Genomic DNA, 24,154 nt, shown 5'->3' with positions numbered 1-24,154 from the left:
GCCGCGCCCGGGGACCCCCCCGGGCTCACGGGGGCCCGCCGGGGGCCCGGGGGGGGGGGGGGGGGGCGCGGGGGGGGGGGGCGGGGCCCCCGCGCGCCCCCCCCCCCCACGGCCCCGCATGACGGCGGCCGACCCTCGGCGCCCCGCCTCCGACTCCCGGCAGGCTGTGCGACTCGTCGTGGACGACGCGGACGACCCGGCCGCCGCGGGACGTTGCCGACGGGCGCGAGCGGCCCTGCGCTGGGGGCGCGGCACCGTCGTTGGCCGTCACCGCCCGACGCAGCGACGGCAGCGGCAGCGGCAACGGCAACGGCAACGGCAACGGCAACTCGAAGACAAGCCGCATGGATTTGTCGACAAGCCCTGCTCGCAAGGATGCCGCGATAACGATTCCGAGTCGGATCGGTGATCGAAGGACCTGACCGGGAGGACCGTTGTGCCGCTTCCTTAGGATGCCGAACACAGCTATCGGGGCTGCTGATGCTGCTGGCGGGACCGTCCCCCATGTCAACGGGTCCTGCGCGAAGGGGAATTCCGTGGTTTCTGCGTTTTCTGCGTCGTCCGGGTGCCGGCGGGGGGCAGCCCGTCTCGCCGCCGTGGCGATGGTGTCGGGGCTGGTCGCGCTGGGGACTTTCGCCTCGGCCGGCACGGCCGTCGCCGACGAGACCCCGCAGAGCCCCGGCGGTGCGACCGCCACGCTCGGCGACCTGAAGACGTACGGGTCCGCGGTCGTCCACGACCACGGCGAGGACTCCTGGGTCTCGGCGGGCCTGTTCGAGATGTCCGTCGACGACGGCGGGACGCTCCAGACGTACGGCGTCGACCTGCGCAATCCGACGCAGCGGGACGCCCGGTACCGGGAGATCTCCTGGAGCGGCACGTCGTTGAGCGGGAACAAGGACGCCGGCCGGATCCGCTGGATCCTGCAGAACTCCTACCCCCAGGTGAACGACCTGGCGGCGCTGGCGAAGAAGGCCGGCGCGAGCGGCCTGACCGAGCAGGACGCGGCGGCCGGCACCCAGGTGGCCATCTGGCGCTACTCGGACGGCGCCGACGTCGACGCGGTGGACGCGAACGCGGAGAAGCTCGCGGACTTCCTGCAGCGCCACGCGCGGAGCCTGCCGGAACCGGAGGCGTCGCTCACCCTGGCGCCGGCCGCGGTGTCCGGGCACGCGGGCGAGCGGCTCGGCCCGGTCACCGTCCACACGAACGCGGACGGCGTGACCGTGACCCCGCCGGCGGACGCGGCGACGAGCGGTGTGCGGGTCGTGGACGAGGACGGCCGTCCGGTGACCTCGGCCGCCGACGGCAGCCGGCTGTTCTTCGACATACCGCGGGACGGGGCGGACGGTTCGGCGTCCCTGAGCGTGCAGGCATCGACGAGCGTGCCGGTGGGCCGTGCCTTCGCCTCGGAGTCCCGCAGCCAGACGCAGATCCTGGCGGGCTCCAGCGAGTCCACCGTCTCCGCCACCGCCTCCGCGGACTGGGCGGCGACGGGGGCCGTCCCCGCGCTGACCGCGGAGAAGAACTGCGCCGACGGCGGTGTGGACATCACGGCGGTCAACAAGGGCGACGAGGCGTTCACGTTCGAGCTGCTGGGTGTGGAGCACACCATCGCGGCGGGTGCGGCGCAGACGGTGACGGTGCCTCTGCAGGAGGACCAGGCATACGACTTCACGATCAGCGCTCCGCACGGCTTCGCCAAGCGGTTCACGGGCGTGCTGGACTGCATGACGCAGGGCGGCCCGGGGGACATCACGACCCAGACGGTCGGTGAGCCGAGCCCGGCGTCGGTGGGTGGCGGTACGGGGAGCGGTCCGGATCTGGCGGCGACCGGCGGTTCCGCCGCGACACCGGCCATCGCGGGCATCGCCATCGGCCTGGTGGTGGTGGGCGGGGCGGCGCTCCTGCTCGTCCGCAGGAGGCAGACACCCGCAACGGGCCCGAGCCGGGACTGACGGAGCCGGCGGAACCGGCGTGAGTGGCGGAGCCGGCGGAACTGGCGGGAGTGGCGGAGCCGGCGTGATTGGCGGAGTCGGCAGGACCGGCGGGACCGCGACGAGAGCGGACCGCCTACGCAGGTGAGCGGCGTCTGCGGCGGGGGAAGTCCGTCCCGCAGCCCACCAGATCCTGCGCTCCCCCGTCTCCAGGCCCCACCTCCACGAACCTCAGGTCTCTGCGGACACCCGGGTCTGCGGAATCCGGCCCGCGGATCTCGTCCCCCGCGGGGCCGCCCCGGACGACGGGACGGCCCACGGGCGACGGTGCTCAGGAGCGGACGCTCCGGACGCGGACGAGCGCGAACGCGGCGGCGATCAGGCCGAGGGCACCGACGACCAGGCCGGCCGTGCCCAGCGAACGCGCGGTGGAGTCGTCGGCCTTCTCCTGCGCGGCGGGCTCTCCGGCGGCCCGGGACGACGCCGTCTCGGACGCCCCGGTGTCCGGCGCGGAGGACGGGTCGCTTCCCGCGGCACCGGCTGCCGCGTCGCCGGAGCCCTCCCCCGCATTCTCGGCGGTGAGCGCGAGCACGGGGGCGGGGCTCTCCGGCTCGTCGGCGCCGTCCTTCGCCTCCTCGATCCAGCGGACGACCTTGCCGTCCGAATAGGTCTGAAGGGTCTTGAAGGTCAGCCGGCCGGTGTCGTCGGGCAGCTGGCCGAAGGCGACGTCGAAGTCCTGGAACTCGCCGTGCCGGATCCTGCCGCCCGTCCAGGTGATCTCGGAGACCGCGTCGGTGATCGTGCCGTCGTCCGTCTTGACGGGCTTCTTCAGCTTGGTGGTCGTCACCTTCGCCGTCCATCCGGCCTGCGGGGTGACGAGGACGCCCAGGACGGGATGGTCGGTGGGCAGGAACACCTGCACCTTCGTGGTGCTCGCGGTGTCCTCCTCGTTGGGGACGCGGAAACTCAGGACGCCGTCCGTGGCGCCCTTGGCGTAGCTCTCGGGGTGGACCGTCACATGGGCGCAGGCCGCGCCCGCCGCGGCCATGACACCCGCCAGGGCGAGGGCGGCGACGGTGCCGGTGCGGCGCAGGGTGGTGCTCGTCGGGGACATCGGGGGAACTCCGTACGGAAGGGGGTGTGGTCAGGGCGTGGCGGTGAGCCCTGCGGGTGGTCCCCGGCCGGAGACGGCGTGCCGCAGCAGCGTCTGACGCAGCGGCAGCGGCCCGGCGAAGCGGCCGGCCGGCGGATGCGGCCGGGCGGTCCCCCGCGCGGTGCGCCCCTTCCACCAGGCGACCAGGCCGGGCACGAAGGCTGCGGTGCGGCGCAGCAGGGACCACAGGGCGGCCTCGCCGCGGCGCAGCCACCAGGTCGCGAGGAGCGCGGCGGCGATGTGGGCGGCCGTGGCGTGCGGTGTGAGGGCGTGCGCGGCCGTGTGCGTCATCGGCGCGCCGTGCTGGGGCATGGCCATGGGGGGACGGCCGGCCGCGAAGCCGAGGTGGAGTGCGGCCTGCGCGCCCAGCATGGCGCCGCCTATGCCGCACAGGGACCGCTCCCGTCCGGCCAGCAGGAAGCCGGCGGCGAAGACGAGGAGGACTCCCGCGGCGACGGCGCCGGGCCCGGGTGCCCGGCCCGTGGCGAGCGCGTGCCCTCCGGCCGCCAGCAGCACGCAGAGCACGGCGAACACCGCCGCGCGCAGGCTCCGTACCGCCGGGGACGCACTCATGGAGCCCAGATACTGCCATGGGCGGTGCGCGACCGTACCTGCTTCCGGACGAGCGGTCCGTCACGGGCCGCCCGGCTCACCCCGCGGCGCCTCGGATAGGGTCTCCGACCGAGCCTGGGAGGGATGCTCCATGCGATACCGCTGTGCCGTGCTGGACGACTATCAGCGCGTGGCCGCCGAGTTCGCCGACTGGTCGCCGGTCGCGGACAGCGTGGCGGTCACCTCCTTCGACCGGCACATGGAGGACGAGGACGAACTCGCGCGTGAACTGGCGGGGTTCGAGATCGTCGTCACACTCCGCGAGCGGGTCGCCTTCCCTGCGTCGCTGCTGGCGCGGCTGCCCGCGCTGAAGCTGCTGATCGCGTCGGGCATGCGCAACAGCGTGATCGACTACGCGGCGGCCGAGGCGCACGGGATCACCGTGTGCGGCACGCCGAGCGCCTCGACGCCCCCGGTCGAGCTGACCTGGGCGCTGCTCCTGGGCCTGGCCCGGGGCATCGTCACCGAGCACGAGGCGCTGCGGTCGGGCGGCCCCTGGCAGAGCACCGTCGGCGCGGACCTGCACGGCCGCCGGCTGGGGCTGCTGGGGCTTGGCCGGATCGGCGGCCGGGTGGCGCAGGTGGGCCTCGCCTTCGGCATGCGGGTCGGCGCCTGGAGCCGGAACCTCACGAAGGAGCGCGCGCGGGAGGTGGGGGTGGAGCTCGCCGCGTCCAAGGAGGAGCTGTTGGCGGAGAGCGATTTCGTCTCGGTGCACCTCGCGCTCGGCGAGCGTACGAGGGGCCTGATCGGCGCCGCGGAGCTGGCCCTGCTGAAGCCGACGGCGTTCCTCGTCAACACCTCGCGTTCGGCGATCGTCGACCAGGACGCGCTGCTCGCCGCCCTGCACGCGGGGCGGATCGCCGGAGCGGGCGTCGACGTGTTCGACGTGGAACCGCTGCCCGCGGACCATCCGATGCGCTCGGCTCCCCGGCTGCTGGCCACCCCTCACCTCGGGTACGTGTCGCGGTCCAACTACGCGACGTACTACGGCGCGGCGGTCGAGAACATCCAGGCGTACCTGGCGGGCAGCCCGGTCCGCGTGCTCGGCTGACCGGGCGGTTTCCCAGTCGCCCCTCCGGCCGCGCGCCCAGCCCCCTGGCGCCCCGCACACCCGGCACCCCTGGCACCCCGCCCGCCCGGTAGTCCACACCCCCGGCAGTCCTCGCCCCCGATGCCCGCGCGGGCGCCCGGCGCCTCGTCCGGGGCCCCGGCCGGGCACGCGGCCTGCCGTTGCCGTGCTCGGAGCCCGGCCCGGGAGGTCCGGCACGCCGCACCTCACGCCGGGCTGCCGCACTGCCGGCCTCCCGGGTTGCCGGGCCGCCGGTCTGTCAGCCTCCCGCGTTGCCGGGCCGCCGGTCTGTCGGCCTCCCGGGTTGCCGGGCCGCCGGTCTCCCTGGTTGCCGGGCCGCCGGTCTGCCGCACTGCCGGTCTTCCGGGCCCCCGGGCTGCCGCACTGCCGGGCCGCCGCGCTACCGGGCTGCCGGCCTCCAAGGCCACACCGGGCCACCGGGCCACCGGGCACCAGCCACCGCACTCCGCCGGGCCCGGCACCCGGACGCGGCAGCCGCCGGTGGCTCGCCCCCTCCCCTGCCCGGGCGGGTCAGGCGGCGGTCGCGGCCTCGGCGCGTCGGTACACGCCGGACCGGCGGTTCAGGTGGTGCAGGTCAACGAGGTAGCGCCGGAGGGTCACATGGTCGACGGGCGCGTCCTCGCACCAGGCGCGGAGCTTCTCGTTCACCGTCCGCTCCGGGTAGGCGACGCCCGGCTCGAAGGTCTGCTCGGCGATGTGCCGCAGGACGACGAGTTTGCGTTCCCACTGGGCCGGCAGCCGGACGAGCCGGCCGTCGCGCACGAAGGTCCGCAGCACCGTCTCGGATCGCTCGTCCCCGGAACCGAAGCCCTCGTCGGAGCGCTTCGCGGCGGCGCCGCGGGCGAGTTCGCGGAAGCGGTCGTAGGCGACGGCGAGGCCGTCCCGGCGCTCCTCGACGACTCCCTGGTCGCGCAGTCGCCGCAGCGCGATGGCGGCGTCCTTGGACGACAGGCCCGTCCGCTCGGCGACCTGGGCGGCGGTGGCTGCGCCGAGGACGACGGCGGCGAAGGCGCGGGCCCGGGACTCCTCCGCGAAGAGCCCCACGGTGCCGGCGAGGCCGTCGAGGTCGGGGCGATCGTCCGGGCCGGCGGGCGTCGTGTCCGACCGCCCGTCGGCGGGGTCCGTGGCCGCGGGGGCGGTGTTCTGGTCGATGGGTCGATCGGTCGGCATGGCCGGCACGCTAGCCGAGGGGGTCCGCCCGGCCGAAGTGAATTTCGTCCGCCCGTGCGATGCGGACCGTCGGGTGATAGGCCGGCCGGCGCCCGTGACCAGGGGTGCGCGGGCGCGTTGAAGGGGGAGTGCGGTCGCGTCCGTGCCACCGCGCTTACCGAACCAAAGGAGAACGTGATGTCTCGCATCGCGAAGGTCGCCGCCGTAGCCCTCGGCACGGGTGCCGTTGTCATCAGCGGGGCCGGTCTGGCCATGGCCGACGCCGGCGCCCAGGGTGCGGCCGTGGGCTCGCCCGGCGTCCTGTCGGGCAACGTCGTCCAGGTGCCCGTGAACATCCCGGTCAACGTGTGCGGCAACACCGTCAGCGTCGTCGGCCTGCTGAACCCGGCCTTCGGCAACACCTGCGTGAACGGCGGCGGTCACGGCATGGAGCGCGGCGGCCACGGTTACGGCTACGGCAGCTGACCCGCGTCACGCGAGAGGCCCCCGGCAGGACGTCGCACGACGTCACTGCCGGGGGCCTCGCCGTCGTCGCCGGCCGGTGCGCGGGACGCCCTACGCGTACCGGTACACGGCGCTGTGGTCCTCCATCGACTCCGGCGTGACCCCCCACGGGGGCATCTCCTCGCCGCGGGCGACGACCCGCTTGTGCTGGGGGTCGCCCAGGCCCGGCGGGCGCTCGGGCAGGTAGCGGGCACCGCGGTGGCGCTGCTGCCAGCGCGACCACTGGAGGTCCACGAAGGCGTGGTGCAGCCAGAACGCCGGATCGTTGACCGAACCGCCGCCCAGCATGTGGCCGCCGACCCAGCGGTGGACGCGGTTGTGGTTGGCCCAGGCGGCGTTCCCCGGCCCGTGCCCCCATCCCTCCAGCTTGTTGCGGAATCCGCGCCGGGACGTGGAGTTCCAGGGCGAGGCGTCGTAGAGCGGGTCGTCCAGAGCGGCGTCGAGCTCGCTCGCCGTGGGCAGGCGCAGGGGCTGGCGCGGCCTGCCGAACTCCCGGGTGAGGAACTCCCCGTCCGTCACCCCCTGCGTGATCGTCCAGTTGCCCTCGGCGAAGGCGAAGGGCCCGGTCGTCACCTGGCGGTCCGAGCGGCGCCCGTCGCCGCCGAGCAGATCCTTCGTCCAGGGCACCGACGTCGTCGAACGGTCCCGGGTCCAGTCCCAGTACGGCACGCTCACCGAGGAGTCCACCCGGCGCAGCGCGCCCTCCAGTTGCAGCAGGAAGCGCCGGTGCCAGGGCAGGAAGGACGGCGTCATGTGGGCCGCGCGCAGCCCGTCGTCGCCGTCCGCGACGTAGTAGTCGATGTGCATGCGGACGAACTCGTCGTACTCGCCCCGGCGTTTGACCTCCAGCATCGCGGAGACGAAGCGCCGTCGCTCCGCGGCGGTCAGGGTGCTGACGTCCTTACGCGTGTACACCATGATGGTGGCCGCCCCCCTTCGTGCCGCCCACGAGCACGGCTCCCCCGCCGCTCCCACGGCCGGTTCCTGCCGCCCCGCGGGTCCCGCGCACGGAGTCCGTCCGGTACGAGCCGGGTGTGCCCTGCGCGGCCGGCCCGCCGTGCGCGCCGTGCGTCCCCGCGGCGCCGTGCGAGCCGTCGGTGCCGTGGGACCCCTCCTCGCCGCTCCCGCCCTGCATCGCGGCCATGGGCATCAGGTGCTCCGCCGCGCCCAGTTCGTCGACGGCGGCGCGCGCGGCCTCCAGCGCCGTGGGGTACGCGGCGTAGTGGTCCAGCATGCTCAGGTAGCCGCCATCCGCACGGCGCATCAGGTGCAGGGGCCGGCCGTCCACGGTGACCAGCCAGGCGTCACCGGTGAAGGCGACCCGGCCGTCCGAACCGGTCCTCCTGCCGAGGAGGTGCCGGCCGCGGTAGACCTCATCGAAGGAGAGGTCCTCGGAGGGTGCCGGCCGGGAGGACCGCGAGGCGGCGACCACCGGGGCCAGCGCCACGACGACGGCCGAGCCGAGCAGTCCCCGGGTCACCCCGCGCCGGGTCACCGCCCACGCGCCCGCTCCGCGTTCCGCGCCCCGGCCCGGCACCCGGCCGGCCGGCGCACGGCGCGGCCGGCGCCCTCGTGATCGTGCCGACACCCAGCTGACGAACATGCTTGTCTCCTCGACGGGTTGAGGTGGATGCATCGTCTTCAGCTGGGTTCAACGACGGTGGCCCCCGATGGTTCGGGCGGCGGGCCCGGACCGGGCTCCCGGCAGTGCGGGTTCCGGCTCACCGGCGGGCGCCCGGCAGTGCGGGTGCCCTGGTGTCAGGCCCCGGAGCCCGTCTCCACGTTCGCTCCCGGCATGGTCTGCAGGAGCGGCGTCAGCACCGCGGCCTGCGGCATCCGGGCGTCGGGCAGACCGAAGTTGTCGGCGTTCGGCGCACCGAGTGGGGCGTCGAGGGAGAGGCCGGGGGTCAGCGTCCGCAGGTCGGCGGCGGGCGCCGAGACCCCGAGGTGGTCGGTGCCCTCGGCGACGAGATGCGGCAGCGGGGTGCGCAGGTCCGCGCCGGGCAGCCCGGCGGCGAGGGGGAGCCGGGGAAGGGCGTGCTCGGGAATCATCCGGCCCTCGACGTAGCGGGGTCCCTCGGGCGCGCCGGGCACCGGCACCGGCAACTCGCCCGCGAGGTGCGGTGTGCGCAGGTGGAGGGCCTGCTCGACCCCGTTCAGCGGCACGGGGACGGGGGCCGTGTCCGCCGCGGCGGCGGGCGTCGCGGCGGCACCCACCGCCGCAGCCATCCCCGTCATGACGGCGGCGAGCGTTCCTCGTGTGGTCGGCTTCATCTCAGGTTCGGCCCTTTCCGGATTCGGTGGCTCTGCGTCCGTACCGCGTAACGAAACCGGGAAGGCCATCGGCGAAAGATTCCCCCGACGGACCCAATAGTCGTCCGATATGCAGAATCAGCCCGTCCAGAAATCCCACCATCGGGTCAGGATCAGCATCCCGATGACACCGATGTGCAGCACCGGAAGGACCCAGGTGAATTCCGCGAGGAATCTCTTCACCCCTTCCGGAGCGGGAAGAAAATCATTTCGTACGTTGAACGATGTGACGTACCAGAACATGATGATGGTGGCGATCCACGCGAGGCAGCACCACAGGCACAGCGAGTTGATCCGGTAGAACGACTGGAACTGGAGCCAGGTGCAGAATCCGACGCCGAAGAGCATGCCGGCGTTGAACGTCAGCCAGTACCAGCGGGGGAACGCGGCGCGGGCGAACAGGCTCACGCCGACGCAGACCACCACGGCGTAGGTCACCAGGCCCAGCATCGGGTTGGGGAACCCGAACGCCGATGCCTGGTCGCTCTTCATGATGTTGCCGCAGGACACGACCGGGTTCAGGCTGCACCCCGGGACGAAGCCCGGGTCCTCCAGCAGCTTGAACTTGTCGATCGTGATGACCCACGCGGCCAGGAGACCGGCCGCGCCCGTGATCACCAGCAGCAGGGCGAGGGCCCGGCCGCCGCCCAGGGCACGGCCTCGCGCCCCGGGTCCCGCGGCGGACGTCATCAGCCGTTCAGGCTGCGCGCGGGCAGCAGCACGTGCGCCGCTCCGAGCAGGGTCTCCTCGTCGCCCGCGAAGGCCGTCAGGTCCTCCGGCGCGAGCGGCTTGCCGGGCTCGGCGAGGGGCCAGGCCCGGGTGGCGAACAGGAAGTAGGCGTAGCCGCGTTCGCCGACCGCGGCGAGCCACTCCGGCGGCGCGACGCACTGGGCGTTCAGGTGGGGCATGGTCACGACGGCCTGGCCGGCCTCGACGAGGAGGGTGAGCGGCAGGCTCGGGTGCTTGGACCCGTCGATGAGCGTCTCGCCCACCGGGATGCCGTTGTCGGTGAGCAGTTGCCGGATGGCGGAGGCGGACGCCTCCGGGCCGCCCGCGCCGTCGCCGAGGGAGTAGGCGAGCAGATAGGGCATGTCGCCGTCGGGGGCTTCACCGCTGAATGCCATGACGGCGAGCGTGCCGAGATCGGCGACCTGAAGAGGGCGCGTCTGACTTGAGGTTGAGGTCACCGCGGAACCTTATCGGCGCCTCCGTTCGGCCCCTTTCCCGATCTCACCCGCCCGGGCGATGAACGGCCGGGCGACCACACGAAAGAGGGACGCGGATCGAACAGCGCGAAGGACCGGTTCCGCGGCTGCGGAATCGGTCCTTCGCGACGGTCCGGGGAACGGCGTCAGCCGTTGACGCAGGTGTTGCCGAACGCCGGGTTCAGCGCGCCGATGACGTCGGCCGTGTTGCCGCAGACGTTCACCGGGACGTGCACGGGGACCTGGATGACGTTTCCGGAGGCGACGCCCGGCGACTTGACCGCCGCGGCCTCCGCACCGGAGTCGGCGGCGGCGGTACCGGCGGCGGCACCCGCGGCCATTCCGGCGGTGGCGAAAATGAGGGCGGCCTTCTTGGCAGAGTTCATCGTCATCCCTTTCCTCGGAGATTTGTCACGAGCCTAGGGAAATGCCCGCGTCCGTCGGGGAAAGACACGCGACGAAAGAAGCGGAGCTGGGGAGGAATGGGCCGACCGGTGCCGCGACCGGAAGAGTTCGCCGGACGGCTCGCGGCGTCCGGTGCGGTGCCGTGCCGGGCGTCGCGAGCCGGTGAACCCTCCGGTCAGGACACTAGCCCTTGAGGGGGAGCCCGCCGAGCAGCTGGGAGGGGCCGCCGGCCGTGTTGAGTGCCTTGGTCGTGCCGTTCACGGTGCTGAGCAGGGAGTTCTTGTTCTCGGTGTCGAGGGCGTTCGACTGGTGCTGGAGCGGCATGACGTCCTGCGCGCTGAGCGAGCGCTGGCTGGTGAGGGTCTCCAGGGCGCCGTTGAGGCTGGAGGGGGTGAGATCGGAGGCTCCGGCGGCGAACGCGGGTGCGGCGGCACCGGCGACGACCATGGACCCGGCGACTACAGCGGCGGCCTTGAGGGACTTCATCGTGTTCCTTTCTTCGGCGACTCGCGTCACCCGAGGTAATTCCTCTTCGGTATCGCTAACGAGCCCCGAAGGAGAGGGAAACCCCGCGTGCAGAAAATTCCTGCACCCGACCGGGACGAACGACGCGCCCCCTCGCCGCAGAAGAGGGCCGCCGGGGCGCGCGGGTCCGCCGCGCCCCGGCGCACGAACGGCCTCCGTGCCGCCCCGGAAAAGGGGCGGCACGGAGGCCGGTGGACGCGGTCCCGGTGTGCGGTGGGGACGGGGTCAGGAGACGGGCAGCGAACCCGTCGGGAGGGAGCCGGTCGGCAGCGACGGCAGGGTGGGCAGGCCCGGCAGGTTCGGGGCCGGCAGGCCGCCGCCGAGGACGGTGGCGACGATGAAGTTGACCAGCCCGGTCACCACGGCGGTGGCCGCGGGGACGACCGAGGCGGCGTCACCCGACGTGACCGCCTTGACCAGCGAGTCGACGGCGGTCTGCAGGGCGGCCGGCTCGTCCGCCTTGACGTCCGCGGCCCGGGCCCGGGGCCGCTCCGCGCCCTTGGCCGCCGGGGGCGCCGCCGGAAGCGCCGCGGACGGGGCCGCCGGGACCGCCGGGACGGCGGGAACGGCGGGGAGGGCCGCCGGGGGAGCGACCGGGGCCGCGGCGGCGGCCTTGGCGATCGCGTCCTTGGCGGCCTGGCCGAGCTTCGCCGCCTGGTCGGCGGGAAGCCGGCCGTTGTCGGCCTTCAGGGCGGCGTCGAGCAGAGCGGTCACCGGGGTGAGGACCCCGCCGATGTCGCCCAGGGTCTTGGTCTGCGCCGGGAGCGCGTCCGCGCCGGGGACGGGCGCCGCCGCGTGGCTGTGGCCACGCGGCAGGCCGCCGTCGGCGGCCATGGAGGCCGGTGCGGCGATGCCGATGAGGAGCGTGGCACAGAGTGCGGAGGTCACGATGCGCCGTGCGGGCAGAGCACGCATGGATGTTCCCTTAGGTGGTGCGTTCGATCGTGGTTCCACCGTGAGAGCCATCGTGGCACTCTGCAACCTTTCGAATGCACTGCGTTACCAGCATGCCCTCTCGGGTCCCCGTCACCGCAGGTGGGGAGCCCTGTTCGCCGCCCGTGAGGGCCATCCCTCGTCCGGTGGAACGCGAACCGGCCGCCCTCCCGAGGGGAGGACGGCCGGCAGAGGGTCCGCGCAGGCGTCAGCCGTTGACGCAGGTGTTGCCGAACGCGGGGTTCAGCAGACCGATGACGTTCACGGTGTTGCCGCAGACGTTGACCGGGATGTGGACGGGAACCTGCAGGACGTTGCCCGACAGGACGCCCGGGGAGTGGGCGGCCGCGCCGTGCGCGTCGCTGTCGGCGGCGGCGATGCCGGCGGTGCCGGCCACGGCGGCGGCGGCAACGGAGGTCAGGGCCAGGCCCTTAGCGATACGCGACATGGAGAAATGCTCCTTGGAAGTCGACACAACATCCGGGCGGGTTGCCCGGCTCTGCGTTCAACGCGCGGCCCGCACAGGGGTTGTGCCCCAAAGGAGTGATATCGGAATCAGCCAGGTGCCCCGCGTCCGACACACATCACATGTTCCACGCATAAATACAGACAAGGGCTAGAGTCGGCCACCTCCCGAGGCGCCGGTACTCAGGCGCCGGCAGGCGCCGGACGAGGGGCGGGGAGCCGGCGCGCACCGATCCGATCCGCAGGCGTCCGTCACTCCGTAGGTCCAGAACCCCGTCCCCCGAAAGGGCACCCGGTCATGCGCATCTCCGCGGGTCCGCTGCTGCGCCGCGCGGCGGTGGGCCGCTCGGCCTCCACCGCCCCGGGTACGGCGGCCACCGCCGGACCCGCCCCGGCACCGGTGCACCGTCACGCGCTCCGGCACGGCGGGATCGTGCGGGCCGCGCACCCCTCCGTCGGCTGCCGCAGTTCCGGGAGTCCGGCATGCCCCGGCGCCCGCGCCGGCGGAACGGGGCGGGTGCCCGCCCCCGCGAACACGCTGGGTGACGACTCGGACGTTCGTGAACGTGTCAGGGAAATCCGTTCCGGGGGTGACCAGTTGGCCGTCCGGCTCGTTTCGCACCGGGACGCGGCCAGGGTCGGGGCACTGTTCGCCGCCGTCGACGCGAAGCAGTGACGCGCGCCCCGGCGCGCCGCCCGTGAGCAAGGAACCGCGCATGTATCTGTCAACCGACCCTCCGCCGCGTGTCCTTCATGTCACGCAGCCGGTCGACGGCGGCGTCGCCCGGGTGGTCGCCGACCTCGTCCGGGCGCAACTGGCCTCCGGTACCCGGGTGACCGTCGCCTGCCCGGACGGCAACTCCTTCGCCCGGGAGGTGCGCGCCCTCGGCGCGGAGGTTCGGCCCTGGCAGGCGACCCGTGCGCCGGGGCGCCAACTGCCCGGCGAGGTGCGTCGGCTGGGCCGGGTGCTGGCGCGGGTGCGGCCCGACGTGGTGCACGCGCACAGCGCGAAGGCCGGCCTCGCGGCCCGGCTGGCCCTGCGCGGCCGGATTCCGACCGTGTTCCAGCCGCACGCCTGGTCCTTCGAGGCGGTGGACGGCACCGCCGCCGCACTGGCGCTCCGCTGGGAGCGCTGGGGGGCGCGTTGGGCCACCCGGGTGGTGTGCGTGAGCGAGGCGGAGCGCGCGACCGGCACGCACGCCGGCGTACACGCCCGGTGGCAGGTGATCCCCAACGGGGTCGACCCGGAGCGCTTCCGCCCCGCGCCCGCGCAGGCCGCCCGCGCCGCCCTCCCCCCGCTCGCCGGGGTCGACCCGGCGGCCCCGCTGGTGGTGTGCGTGGGACGGCTGTGCCGGCAGAAGGGGCAGGACGTCCTGCTGAGCGCGTGGGACACGGTGCTGCGCCGGGTGCCGCGGGCGCGACTGGTGCTCGTCGGGGACGGCCCGGACACCGCGCCGCTGCGGGCCGCGGCACCGCCCGACGTGGTGTTCGCCGGGGCCGCCGCCGATGCCGTGCCCTGGTACCAGGCCGCCGACCTGGTGGTGCTGCCCTCCCGCTGGGAGGGCATGGCGCTGGCTCCGCTGGAGGCCATGGCCTGCGGGCGGCCGGTCGTGATGACGGACGTCGACGGCGCCCGGGAGAGCCTGCCGGCCGGCTACGACCCCCGCTGCCTGGTACCGGCGCACGAGCCGGAGCCGCTCGCGGAGTCGATCGGCGCGCTGCTGTCCGAGCCGGGACCGCGCGCCTCGCTCGGCCGGCACGGGCGCCGCCACGTACTGACCACGCACGACGTGCGCCTCACGGCCGACGCGGTCGCCGGGGTGTACCGCGAACTGCTGACCGGGCCGCCGGCGCGGCGCGCCGGGAGCGCCGCGTGCGGGGACCACACCGAGTCCAGGGAGCCCATCCACTCGTGACTGCGGAAAGCACCGTTCCCTCCCCCGGCGGACAGCCCCGGGAGTACGGATACTCGCCCGTCTCGGTCATTCCTCCGCGCGGAGCCGACGGCGGATTCAGATTCCCGGCCGTGCAGCGGCCGGCCGGCCGGCGGGCCGGGTGGCCGCCGCTGGTCGCGGTGGACACCGTCGCGGCCCTGGCCGCGGGGCAGGTGCTCGCCGGCCGGCTGCACCCGTCGTTCGTCGCCGGACTGCTGGTCGGCGTGGTCGTGCTGAACGCGCGGGCCTCGCTCTACCGGCCGCCGCCCGTACCGGCGCTGCTGGACGACGCGCCCGCCCTGTGCGGCCGGATCGCCGTCACCTGGTGCGCGCTCGCCGCGCTGGTGGCCGCCGTGGCCCCGGGGGCGGTCCTGTCCGCGCCCGCCCTCGCGCTGGGCTGCGCGGTGCAGTCGGCGATCGGCCTGTTGGGCCGGGGCGCGGTGCACTGGCGTAGCCGCCGGGCCCTCGGCCTGCGCCCCGCGGCGGCGCTGGTGATCGGCCCCGCCGCCACGGCGCAACGGGTGGCCGCGGCCTTCCTGCGCCACCCGGGCTGCGGAATCCGCCCGGTCGGCGTGGTCGCCGACCAGCCGGCCGGCGTCGAGGGCCTGCCGGTCCTGACGACCGGCGAGGAGGTGCAGCGGGCCCTGATCCAGAACGGGGTGCGGTCCGTGCTGCTGGTGGAGCCGGCATCGGGGCGCGCCCCGATGCTGCGGGCGCTGGCCGAGGCGGGCTGCGAACTGTGGGAGGTCGACGCGGACTCCCCGTCGTACGAGCGGGCCGGCCGGCACACGCTGGCCGGCTTCTCCTGCCGCCGGCTCTGCATGACGCCGCCGCGGGCGAGCGCCGGCAAGCGCCTTCTGGACGTCGCGGTCTCCGGCGCGCTGCTGCTCCTGGTCGGTCCGCTGCTGCTGGTGTGCGCGGTGGTCCTGCGGCTGAACGACGGGCCCGGTGTGGTGTTCCGGCAGGAACGCATCGGCAAGGACGGCCGGCCCTTCACGCTGCTGAAGTTCCGCACCCACCGCCCGGTCGACGCGCACGAGGCGGCGACCCGCTGGAGCGTCGCCGGCGAGCGGAGGATGAGCCCGTTCTGCCACTTCCTGCGGCGCACATCCCTCGACGAGCTGCTCCAGTTGTGGAACGTCCTGCGGGGCGACATGAGCCTGGTCGGGCCCCGCCCCGAACGCCCCTACTTCGTCACCCAGTTCAGCCAGACCTATCCCGGCTACGCGGCCCGGCACCGGATGCGGACCGGCATCACCGGGCTCGCCCAGGTGCACGGGCTGCGCGGTGACACCTCCATCGAGGACCGGTGCCGTTTCGACAACGCGTACATCGACAACTGGTCGCTGTGGCAGGACGTCTGCATCCTGCTGCGCACGGCCGTCGCGCTCGTCCGCCCGACGGGAAGCTGAGCCGATGAGCCACGCCCTGCCCGCCACCCCTCTCGGACGTCCGGCCGCCGCGCTGCGGCGGGCGCTGCCGGTGCTGCCGGTCGTGGTGGTGATCGCCCTGCTCGGGCTGCCGGTGGCGCCGGACGGCGAGGGCGGCGCGAACGTCGCCGACGCCATGTCCGGTGTCGTCGTGCTCGCGTGCGTGATCCGTCTGCTGCGGGCCCGGCGGCGGCCGTTGTCCGCCACGGCCGCGGTCGTCCTCGGGCTGCCCGTGGTCGGTGTCGCGGTCGCCGCGGCCGGGGCCGCGGACCCGGGAGCCGGCGTCACCGGACTCGTCCGCTACCTCCAGGTCTTCGTGCTCGTCCCCGCCGCCGTCCTGCTCTCGGTTCGCGACCGGCGCGACTTCCGTCTGCTGGCCTGGTCGTTCGTCGCTCTGGCCCTGTGGCAGGGGGCGGTCGGCGTCCAGCAGTACGCCACCGGGACCGGCGCCTCCTACCAGGGCGAGGACGTGCGCGCGGTCGGCACGTTCGGCCCGACGGACGTGATGGGGATGGCCACGGTCGTCGCCTTCGGGCTGGTGTGCTCGGTGGCGCTGGCCCTCGGGACGAGCGCGGCACGCCGGCGCGCCGTCGCCCTGGGGTGCGCGCTGACGCTGCTGCTGCCGCTCGCCCTGTCGTTCAGCCGGGGGGCCTGGATCGCCACCGCCGTCGCCTGCGGCGGGCAGCTGCTCCTCGCGGGCCTGCGGCGCGCGGCGAAGGTGGCCGCGGTGGCCCTCGCGGCGGGCGTCGTCCTGGTGGGGGGCTTCGGTGTCGGCACGGCGATGCTCCAGGAGCGGATGGCCAGCATCACGCAGGTCGCGGACGCGCCGGACCAGTCGGTGCTCGACCGGTACACCATGTGGGCCGCCGCCACCGACATGTGGAGCGAACACCCGCTCACCGGGGTCGGCCTGAAGGGGTTCCCGGAATACCGCGACGGCCATGCCTCGCTCGCGCTGTCGTCGGGCAGCGACATCGCCGGCGCGGGCGCCGCGTACCACAAGCAGGCACTGCTCTCGCCGCACAACATGTACCTCCTGGTCCTCAGTGAACAGGGGCTCGTCGGGCTGCTCGCGCTGGCGGGGAGCTGGCTCGCGCTGCTGGTGTGCGCGCTGCGCGGCCTCGTCCGGGTGCGCAGCGCCGCCGTGCGGGCGGCGCCGGGCGGGAGGCCGGTCGCGGCGGGCACGGACTGCGCGCTCGTCGCGTGCGGGCTGCTCGTCTGGCAGCTGACCGACTTCGTGTACGCGGACATCGGCGGTCCCTCGACGGTGCTGACCGCCGTCGTGTTCGGCCTCGTCGGCTGGTGGGCGCTGGTCGACCCGGCGGCACCGGCCGGTCCGGGGGACCCCGCCCCGGCCCCCTCGGTTCCCGAGGAGGCCGCGGTCCGATGACGGTGAAGCCGCCGAGGGCGGGGGACGACGCGGAGTCCGCGACGGCGGCGGGCGCGGTCGCGGGGGCAGGCTCGGGAGCGGACGGGGACGGCGGCCCGGAGACGATCGCGGGACCGGCCCGTGCGGCGACCGGCTCGGCCACCGGTACGGCGCGCTTCGGGCCGGCCGGGGCCGCCGGTCCCCGACCGGCGCCCGGACCCGCGGCGGCGCCGCCGGCCGGGCCCGGCCGGCGGCCGGCGGCGGCCGGCCCCGGGGCGGCGGGCGAGGCCGCGGGGGGCGCGTCGGGTGCGGGGGACGGGGACGCGTCCGGCACCGCGCCGGCCGCACCCGCCGGCCCTCCGCCGCGCCCCCTCCCCGGCGCCCGCACCGCTCCCCCGGCCACCCCGGGCGCCTCTCCCCCCTCCCCCGAGACCCCTCACCCCCTCGGCGCTCCCGGCCGCTCCGACTCCACCCGCGCCACCCGCTCCTCCGAGACCCCGGCCGCCGGCGGAGCGGAGCGCCGGTCCGAGGCCCCCGTCTCCAACCGGTTCCTCGCGAAGGCCGCTCTGGTCACCGTCGCGCTGTCCATCGCCGGAGCGGTCCTCGGCCTCGGACGCGACCAGGCGCTCGCCCACCTGTTCGGCGCGGGGTCGGACACGGACGCGTTCCTCGTCGCGTGGACGGTCCCGGAGTTCGCGGCCACCCTGCTCATCGAGGACGGCCTGGCCTTCGTCCTCGTCCCCCTGTTCAGCGTCGCCGTCGCCCGGCGGGCCCGCGGAGCGGCCGGCGACCCCGTACGGGCGCTGGTCGCCGTGACGCTGCCGCGGCTCACGCTCGCCTTCGCGGCCGTCGGCGCGCTGCTCGTCGCCGGCGCTCCCTACCTCGTCGAGGCGCTCGCACCCGGCCTGCCCGATCCCCGGCTCGCGGTGGACTGCACCCGGCTGACCGCGACCTGCGTGTTCTCCTTCGGGCTCGCGGGCTACTGCAGCGCGGCGCTGCGCGCCCACCGCCGCTTCGTCGCCCCCGCCGCCATCTACGTCGCCTACAACGCCGGGATCATCGCGGCGATGGTCGTGCTCGGCGGCCACTGGGGCGTGCGGTCGGCGGCCCTCGGCGTCGCGGTCGGCGGCGCCCTGATGGTGGTGGCGCAGCTTCCGTCGGTGGCCCGGCAGTGGCGGCGCGAGGGGGCGGCGGTCGAGTTGCCGGACGGCGAGCCGGCCCGGCCGATGGACCTGGCCCTCGTCGGCACGGTGCTGCTCTTCGCGCTCTGCCGGCAGTCCCAGGTCCTGGTCGAGCGCTTCCTCGCCTCCTCGCTGCCCGCCGGCGCCATCTCGCATCTGAACTACGCCCAGAAGGTCGCGCAGATGCCGATGGTCCTCTCGCTGATGCTGTGCACGGTCACCTTCCCGGTGGTCGCGCAGGCCATCGCCGAGGGAGACACCGCGCGCGCCCGCGAGCGCGTGGAGCGCGACCTCGCGCTGGTGTCCTGCACGGTGCTGCTGGGCGCGGCGGGGGTCGTCGCGTGCGCCCCGCAGATCATCGAACTGCTCTTCCAGCGGGGCGCGTTCACCGCCGCCGACACGGCGGCCACGGCGTCGGTCATGCGGGTGTACGCGCTCGGGCTGCTCGGCCACACCCTGGTCGGGGCGCTCGTGCGGTCGTACTTCTGCGCGGGGCGGCCGACCTGGTACCCGCTGTTCGCGATGACCGCCGGGATCATCGCGACCTCCTGGATCGGCGTCCTGGCCGTCGGTCCGTGGGGGGTGTGCGGCATCGCCGCCGCCAACGCCACCGGCATCACCCTGAGCGCCGTGCTCCTGCTGCACGGCACCGGTCCGCGCAGTGTGCCGATCCGCACCCGCCGGGTGCTGACCGAGATCGGCAAGCCGCTGCGGGCCGCGACGGCCGCCGCGGTGGCCGGGGGGCTGTGCGCGAGCCGCCCGGACTCACCGCTCCTCGGCCTGGTCCTCGGCGGCACGGTCGTGACCGTCGTCTTCGCCCTGCTGGCCTGGATGCTCCGCGTCGAGGGGCTCGCACCCGCACTCCGTTCCGTCACACGAAGGGTTCCGCATGCCCGTTTCCGCTGACAGCAGCAGACGTACCGGCACGAGCTCCCTCGAAGGGCCGCCCTGGGTGGCGATGTACCACTCGGTCGGGGACACCTCCGACGACCCGTACCGCATCACGGTCTCGCCCGACCGCCTCGACCAGCAGTTCGGCTGGCTGCGGCGGCGCGGGCTGCGCGGCATGGGGATGGCGGACCTGCTCGCCGCCCGCGCCCGCGGCGAGGGGCGCGACCTGGTGGGCCTCACCTTCGACGACGGGTACGCGGACTTCGTCGAGACCGCGCTCCCGCTGCTGCGCCGGTACGGCTTCGGCGCCACCCTCTTCGTGCTGCCCGGCCGGCTCGGCGGCGAGAACGGCTGGGACCCCCTGGGTCCCCGCAAGCCGCTGCTGTCCCGGCAGGGCATCCGGGTCGCCGCCGCCTCCGAGGGCGTCGAGGTCGGTTCGCACGGGCTGACCCACGTCGACCTGACCCGGGCCGACGACGCGCTGCTGCACGCGGAGGTCGCGGAGAGCCGTGCGCTGCTCGCGGAGCTGACGGGTGCTCCGGTCGAGGGCTTCTGCTACCCCTACGGCACGCTCGACGCCCGGGTCGTGAGCGCCGTCCGGGACGCCGGGTACGGCTACGGGTGCGCGATCGACCCCGGGCCGCTGACCTGCCTGCACGCCCTCCCCCGCCTGCACGTCGGCGAGAGCGACACCCCCGTGCGGATGCTGCTGAAGCACAAGCTGCACCGCCTGCGCCGGCGGCCCGTCGAGGGGGTCTGATGAAGGCCCTGCACATCATCACCGGTCTCGGGGTGGGCGGCGCCGAGCAGCAACTGCGGCTGCTGCTGCGGCACCTGCCCGTCGAGTGCGACGTCGTGACCCTCACCAACCCGGGGGCCGTCGCCGCCGGCCTGACCGACGACGGTGTGCGGGTCATCGACCTCGGCATGACCGGAAACCGCGACCTCGCCGCGCTGCCCCGGCTGGTGCGGGTGATCCGCGCGGGCCGCTACGACCTGGTGCACACCCACCTGTACCGGGCCTGCGTGTACGGCCGGCTCGCCGCCCGGCTGGCCGGTGTGCGGGCCGTCGTGGCCACCGAGCACTCGCTCGGCGACTCCCAGATGGAGGGCCGCCGGCTCGGCTCCGGCGTGCGCGCCCTCTACCTGGCCAGCGAGCGGCTCGGCCGGTCGACCGTCGCGGTGTCCCCGACGGTCGCCGACCGGCTGCGCCGCTGGGGCGTGCCCGGGCCGCGTATCGAGGTCGTCCCGAACGGCATCGACGTCGCCCGCTTCCGCTTCGACCCGGTGCTGCGCGAGCGCACCCGCCGCAGGCTCGGGCTGCCGGAGGGCGCCTACGTCGTCGGCGGGGTGGGCCGGCTGGCGCCGGGCAAGCGGTTCGACGTCCTGGTCCGGGCGCTGGCGGAACTGCCCGACGACTGCTGGCTGCTGCTCGTCGGCGGTGGCACCGAGGAGAGCGTGCTGCGGCGGACGGCGCACGAGGCGGGGGTCGCGGACCGGGTGCTGTTCACCGGCGAACGCCCGGCCGGGGGCTCGCCCGGCGCCGACCTCCCCTCGCTCACCGCGGCCATGGACGTCCTCGCCTCGCCCAGCCCGGAGGAGGCGTTCGGGCTCGCCGTGGTGGAGGCGATGGCGGCCGGGCTGCCGGTCCGCTACGTCTCCTGCCCGGCCGTCGAGGACCTGCCGCCCGAGGCGGCTCACGGCGCCGTGCGGGTCGCGGGCGACACGGACTCCTTCGTCCGCGCCCTGACCCGCTGCCGTGCGGGGGGCCCGGCCTCCCGCACGGCGCCGGACGCCGCCCACCACTACTGCATCACCCGCAGCGCCGCACGGCTCATGGACGTGTACACGGCCGCTGTCTCGCGCACCTGAACCGGAAAAGAGTTCCTCATGCCCGAAAACCCCACCCGGGGCCGCCGTTCCTCCGCAACGGTCCTCGCCCGGGCGAAGTCCCTGCCGCCGTGGTCGCTGCTCGCCGCCGGTGCCGTGCTCGGCGGTCTGCTCGGCGGCGCCTACGGCGCGGTGAAGACGCCGGCCTACACGGCGACGAGCTACGTCATCGCCGTACCGACCGACAAGGGCGACCCGTCGGCCGCACTCGGGTTCGCGCAGGCGTACGGCCGGGTCGCGACCCAGCTCGCGGTCCTCGGCGACGCGCAGGTGTGGGCCGGGGTCCCGGTCCGGACGCTTCAGGCGGACGTGCGGACGGCGACCTCGCCGGACGCCCCGATGGTCGCCGTCTCCGCCACCTCCGCGCGTCCCGACCGTGCCGCCGACATGGCGAACGCGGTGACCCGCTCGCTGATCCAGCACGCCAACGCCGGCCAGAAGGACACCCACGTCCAGCTCCTGTCGTTCTCCCGCGCGGTGAAGCCGACCTCGGCGTCCTCCGCCCCGGCCCCGGTGACGGGCCTGGTCGGCGCCGGCGCGGGTGGCCTGCTCAGCGGGCTCGTGCTGCTCGTCCGCCCCCGCCGCTCCGCCGACGCGACCCGGCCGGCCCCCGTACCGGGTCCCGCCGTCGCCGCCGACGTGCACGGGGCGCTGTGACTGTGCCCGGGACACTCCGGAGCCGCGTACGCAGCGTCGCGCGGACGGACATCATCACCGACGAGCGGGAGTTCGCCGACCTGGGGCCCGCCTGGGACCGCCTGTACCGCAGCTGCGCGGCCGTCACCGCCTTCCAGAGCCACGCCTGGCTGCACTCGTGGTGGCTGTCGTACGGGACGCCGGGCCGGCTGCGGCTGGTGGTGGTCCGCGAGGGCGGCGAGCTGCGGGCCGTCGCGCCGCTGATGCTGGTGCGCCGCCCGCTGCCCGTGCTGGTCCCGCTCGGCGGGGCCATCTCCGACTACGCGGACGTGCTGCTGGACGACGAGCGGGCCGACCGGTGGGCGGCCCTGCTCGCCGACGGCCTGTCGGCCGCCGCCCGCACCGCGCTGATCGACTTCCGCGAGGTCCGTCCCGGCGGGGCGGTGGAGCGGATCTACGCGTGCTGGCGCGGACCGCGCCGCCGGGTGGGCGACTCGCTGTGCCTGGAACTGCCCGCGGCCTCCATGGAGGAGCTGGTGGGCCGGCTGCCGTCGGCGAAGGCGCAGCGCGTCCGGGCGAAGCTGCGCAAGCTCACCGCGCTGGGGGTCCGGCAGCGGGTGGTGGGCCTGGACGAGGTGGACACCGCGCTGCGCCGGCTGCTCGAACTGCACCGGTTGCAGTGGCAGGACCGGAAGGTGACGAGCGAGCACCTCCAGGAACGGTTCTCCGAACACCTGGTCCGCTCGGTGGTCCCGATGGTGCGGTCGGGGGACGCGGTGGTCACCGAGTTCCGTCTCGACGACGCCGTGGTCGCCGTGGACCTCACGCTGCTGTCGCCGCGGCTGGCCGGCGGCTACCTGTACGGCGCCCATCCGCGGTTGCGCGAGCGCAAGGCGGACGTGGCGGTGATGCTGCTGGACGCCTGCTCCCGGCACACCGAGGCGGGCGGACGCGGAACCCTGAGCCTGCTGCGCGGCGACGAACCGTACAAGCGCCACTGGCGTCCGGAGCCCGTCGTCAACCAGCGGTTGCTGCTCGCCCGCCGGCGGACGGCGCCGCTGATGTCGGCGGTGGTCTGCGACGTCGCCGCGCGCCGGCGGGGCAAACAACTGCTGCGCAGTTGGAAGGAGCGCGGTGGCGGCGGGCCCTGAACGACCCGCCGCCACCCGGGGGTCACCGGTTGCGCGACCACCAGTCGAAGCGCAGGCACAGCTTCCCGCCCAGCCAGTACTCCACCCAGTCGCCCAGGTCCACCGGCGAGCAACTCGGCCGGGGGACCGGCGTCGTGGGCGGGGTCGGCTCGGGCGTGGGTGTCGGGGTCGGCGTCGGCGTCGGGGTCGGCTCCGGGGACTCCGGGACGGCCGGGCCGGTGAGCCCGGACAGCGCGGCGCGGTAGACGCGGGACGCCTGGGGGTTGTCCCGGCACTGCCAGACGCCGTGCGGGCAGTAGTCGGTGACGGTGTTGTACAGGGGCTTGTGCTCGTCGATCCAGGCGAGCATGCGCTTCATGTACTCGGCGTTGTCGCCGTTGCGGAACAGGCCCCATTCAGGATAGGAAACGGGCTTGCCGTGGGCTTTCGCGAAGTCGACCTGCGCCTGAAGCCCGTACGGCTCCTTCACCTGCTCGTCGAACGACATTCCCGACGGCTGGTCGTACGAATCCATGCCGATGACGTCGACCGTGTCGTCCCCGGGATAGCACTGGGTCCAGGGAACGGCGTCCCGGCCGCGGTTCGGGGCGAAATCGAACGTGAATTTCTGCCCGGGCACCGAACGCATCGTGGTGACGATTCTGTTCCAGTACTTCTTCCAGGCCTCCGGGTCGGGACCGCAGCGATGGGTGTACGTGATGCCGTTCATCTCCCAGCCGAGCACGACCACGGTGTCGGGCACCTGCAGCTCGACGAGGCGTTCGGCGAGCGCGCGGAAGTGGCGGTCGAACTCCCCGGCGGCGCCCTGGCGGAGCAGGGAGCGGACCGCGCTGTCGGAGACCCCGTCCTCGTTGCGCTCCATCATGGGGACGTTCAGCACGAGCATCCGGTCGGCCCGCTCCCGCCGCCAGTCCGCCCACGCGTCCAGGAAGCCGGGCGCCCCCTCGATGTTGCTCCAGCGGTCGCCGGGCAGGTACGTGTGCCCGACCCGCAGTTCGGTGCCGCCCAGCCATTCGCTGAGCTGCGCGATCCGGGCGATACCCCGGGCGCCGTAGTCCAGGTAGGCGCCGAAGGCGGGCCGCTGCGCGGCCGGCTCGGCGGGCTTCGGGGAGCCGGGGCTCGGGGAGGGCGACGGGTCGGCGGCGAAGACGGGGGGAGCCGCCGGCGCCGCCGGCGCGGGTGCCGGAACCGGCGGACGACCGGCCCGACCCGCCCCGGCGCCCACGGCGTATCCCGGACCCGCCGCGACCGCGACCGACGTGACGATGCCTGCCGCGACGAACGCCAGCCTGCTGCTCCGGGGCCGGTGCTGATGTGGGGCCATGCCTGCTCCTCTCCCTCACGCTCGGATTTTCCTATC

At 74.8% G+C, this 24,154-nt stretch carries 24 protein-coding genes; 11 read left to right on the top strand and 13 right to left on the bottom strand.

The genetic code is table 11. The annotated features are described in order from the left end of the window. Window positions 1-602 precede the first annotated feature (602 nt). Window positions 603-1,958 (top strand): TQXA domain-containing protein, encoded by a 1,356-nt coding sequence (locus tag ACGFS9_RS07795; protein ID WP_393251646.1) that lies wholly within the window; start codon window positions 603-605, stop codon window positions 1,956-1,958. 310 nt (window positions 1,959-2,268) lie between these two features. On the opposite strand, the gene ACGFS9_RS07790 is transcribed toward ACGFS9_RS07795, so the two are convergent. Together ACGFS9_RS07790 and ACGFS9_RS07785 are read right to left on the bottom strand one after the other, a co-directional pair. Further along, window positions 2,269-3,051 carry a YcnI family protein gene (locus tag ACGFS9_RS07790; RefSeq protein WP_393251451.1) on the bottom strand — a complete coding sequence of 261 codons (783 nt, stop codon included), beginning with the start codon at window positions 3,049-3,051 and terminating at the stop codon, window positions 2,269-2,271. A 30-nt stretch (window positions 3,052-3,081) separates the two neighbouring features. After that, a complete protein-coding gene (locus ACGFS9_RS07785; RefSeq protein ID WP_393251450.1) occupies window positions 3,082-3,663 on the bottom strand; it encodes a hypothetical protein in 582 nt (193 codons plus the stop codon). Window positions 3,664-3,793: 130 nt separating this feature from the next. Here ACGFS9_RS07785 and ACGFS9_RS07780 point away from each other — a divergent pair, with 130 nt between their 5' ends. Beyond that, entirely contained in the window at window positions 3,794-4,753 is a 960-nt protein-coding gene (locus ACGFS9_RS07780) for a D-2-hydroxyacid dehydrogenase family protein (protein ID WP_393251449.1), read from the top strand. Between the two features lie 549 nt (window positions 4,754-5,302). Here ACGFS9_RS07780 and ACGFS9_RS07775 read toward each other — a convergent pair. Further along, window positions 5,303-5,962, bottom strand: coding sequence for a DUF2087 domain-containing protein (locus ACGFS9_RS07775; RefSeq protein WP_393251448.1), 660 nt, complete (start codon window positions 5,960-5,962; stop codon window positions 5,303-5,305). A 177-nt stretch (window positions 5,963-6,139) separates the two neighbouring features. Between ACGFS9_RS07775 and ACGFS9_RS07770 the strand changes: the two genes are divergently transcribed. Next, window positions 6,140-6,427: a chaplin gene (locus ACGFS9_RS07770; protein ID WP_393251447.1), complete on the top strand. Its 288-nt coding sequence runs from the start codon at window positions 6,140-6,142 to the stop codon at window positions 6,425-6,427. Between the two features lie 90 nt (window positions 6,428-6,517). On the opposite strand, the gene ACGFS9_RS07765 is transcribed toward ACGFS9_RS07770, so the two are convergent. The 9 genes from ACGFS9_RS07765 to chpG form a co-directional block, all read right to left on the bottom strand. Then, a complete protein-coding gene (locus ACGFS9_RS07765; protein WP_393251446.1) occupies window positions 6,518-7,384 on the bottom strand; it encodes a tyrosinase family protein in 867 nt (288 codons plus the stop codon). Next, a complete protein-coding gene (locus ACGFS9_RS07760; RefSeq protein WP_393251445.1) occupies window positions 7,368-8,069 on the bottom strand; it encodes a tyrosinase family oxidase copper chaperone in 702 nt (233 codons plus the stop codon). Before ACGFS9_RS07760 ends, ACGFS9_RS07765 begins: the two co-directional genes overlap by 17 nt. 155 nt (window positions 8,070-8,224) lie before the next feature. Then, the gene (locus ACGFS9_RS07755) at window positions 8,225-8,740 is read right to left on the bottom strand and encodes a hypothetical protein (RefSeq protein WP_393251444.1); all 516 of its coding nucleotides are present in this window, start codon (window positions 8,738-8,740) and stop codon (window positions 8,225-8,227) included. A 117-nt stretch (window positions 8,741-8,857) separates the two neighbouring features. Continuing rightward, window positions 8,858-9,469 carry a vitamin K epoxide reductase family protein gene (locus ACGFS9_RS07750; protein WP_393251443.1) on the bottom strand — a complete coding sequence of 204 codons (612 nt, stop codon included), beginning with the start codon at window positions 9,467-9,469 and terminating at the stop codon, window positions 8,858-8,860. Continuing rightward, entirely contained in the window at window positions 9,469-9,966 is a 498-nt protein-coding gene (locus tag ACGFS9_RS07745) for a DUF5949 family protein (RefSeq protein ID WP_393251442.1), read from the bottom strand. Before ACGFS9_RS07745 ends, ACGFS9_RS07750 begins: the two co-directional genes overlap by 1 nt. A 164-nt stretch (window positions 9,967-10,130) precedes the next feature. Next, window positions 10,131-10,370: a chaplin gene (locus tag ACGFS9_RS07740; protein ID WP_393251645.1), complete on the bottom strand. Its 240-nt coding sequence runs from the start codon at window positions 10,368-10,370 to the stop codon at window positions 10,131-10,133. A 202-nt stretch (window positions 10,371-10,572) separates the two neighbouring features. Continuing rightward, window positions 10,573-10,875: a hypothetical protein gene (locus ACGFS9_RS07735; protein ID WP_393251441.1), complete on the bottom strand. Its 303-nt coding sequence runs from the start codon at window positions 10,873-10,875 to the stop codon at window positions 10,573-10,575. Window positions 10,876-11,139: 264 nt separating this feature from the next. Continuing rightward, window positions 11,140-11,829, bottom strand: coding sequence for a hypothetical protein (locus ACGFS9_RS07730; RefSeq protein ID WP_393251440.1), 690 nt, complete (start codon window positions 11,827-11,829; stop codon window positions 11,140-11,142). Between the two features lie 226 nt (window positions 11,830-12,055). Beyond that, window positions 12,056-12,295, bottom strand: coding sequence for a chaplin ChpG (gene chpG, locus ACGFS9_RS07725; protein WP_358814835.1), 240 nt, complete (start codon window positions 12,293-12,295; stop codon window positions 12,056-12,058). A 733-nt stretch (window positions 12,296-13,028) separates the two neighbouring features. Here chpG and ACGFS9_RS07720 point away from each other — a divergent pair. The 8 genes from ACGFS9_RS07720 to ACGFS9_RS07685 are packed head-to-tail and all read left to right on the top strand — an operon-like array spanning window position 13,029 to window position 22,794. Beyond that, window positions 13,029-14,228, top strand: a complete 1,200-nt coding sequence (locus tag ACGFS9_RS07720) for a glycosyltransferase (protein ID WP_393251439.1) — start codon at window positions 13,029-13,031, stop codon at window positions 14,226-14,228. Continuing rightward, entirely contained in the window at window positions 14,225-15,658 is a 1,434-nt protein-coding gene (locus ACGFS9_RS07715) for an exopolysaccharide biosynthesis polyprenyl glycosylphosphotransferase (protein WP_393251438.1), read from the top strand. The genes ACGFS9_RS07720 and ACGFS9_RS07715 overlap by 4 nt, the downstream gene beginning before the upstream one ends. 4 nt (window positions 15,659-15,662) lie before the next feature. Next, the gene (locus tag ACGFS9_RS07710) at window positions 15,663-17,066 is read left to right on the top strand and encodes an O-antigen ligase family protein (protein WP_393251437.1); all 1,404 of its coding nucleotides are present in this window, start codon (window positions 15,663-15,665) and stop codon (window positions 17,064-17,066) included. Continuing rightward, on the top strand, window positions 17,063-19,132 hold the full coding sequence (gene murJ / locus ACGFS9_RS07705; RefSeq protein WP_393251436.1) for a murein biosynthesis integral membrane protein MurJ: 2,070 nt from the start codon (window positions 17,063-17,065) through the stop codon (window positions 19,130-19,132). The genes ACGFS9_RS07710 and murJ overlap by 4 nt, the downstream gene beginning before the upstream one ends. After that, window positions 19,116-19,877 (top strand): polysaccharide deacetylase family protein, encoded by a 762-nt coding sequence (locus ACGFS9_RS07700; RefSeq protein WP_393251435.1) that lies wholly within the window; start codon window positions 19,116-19,118, stop codon window positions 19,875-19,877. The genes murJ and ACGFS9_RS07700 overlap by 17 nt, the downstream gene beginning before the upstream one ends. After that, the gene (locus ACGFS9_RS07695) at window positions 19,877-20,989 is read left to right on the top strand and encodes a glycosyltransferase (RefSeq protein WP_393251434.1); all 1,113 of its coding nucleotides are present in this window, start codon (window positions 19,877-19,879) and stop codon (window positions 20,987-20,989) included. The genes ACGFS9_RS07700 and ACGFS9_RS07695 overlap by 1 nt, the downstream gene beginning before the upstream one ends. A gap of 18 nt (window positions 20,990-21,007) precedes the next feature. Beyond that, window positions 21,008-21,664, top strand: coding sequence for a lipopolysaccharide biosynthesis protein (locus ACGFS9_RS07690; protein ID WP_393251433.1), 657 nt, complete (start codon window positions 21,008-21,010; stop codon window positions 21,662-21,664). A gap of 2 nt (window positions 21,665-21,666) precedes the next feature. Then, window positions 21,667-22,794 carry a GNAT family N-acetyltransferase gene (locus tag ACGFS9_RS07685; RefSeq protein ID WP_393251432.1) on the top strand — a complete coding sequence of 376 codons (1,128 nt, stop codon included), beginning with the start codon at window positions 21,667-21,669 and terminating at the stop codon, window positions 22,792-22,794. A gap of 22 nt (window positions 22,795-22,816) precedes the next feature. On the opposite strand, the gene ACGFS9_RS07680 is transcribed toward ACGFS9_RS07685, so the two are convergent. Then, on the bottom strand, window positions 22,817-24,118 hold the full coding sequence (locus tag ACGFS9_RS07680; RefSeq protein WP_393251431.1) for a glycoside hydrolase family 26 protein: 1,302 nt from the start codon (window positions 24,116-24,118) through the stop codon (window positions 22,817-22,819). Window positions 24,119-24,154: the final 36 nt, after the last annotated feature.

Origin of the sequence: Streptomyces sp. NPDC048566 (assembly GCF_043199735.1) — a bacterium.
Classification (GTDB): Bacteria; Actinomycetota; Actinomycetes; order Streptomycetales; family Streptomycetaceae; genus Streptomyces.
This window is presented reverse-complemented; position numbering and strand designations above follow the sequence as displayed.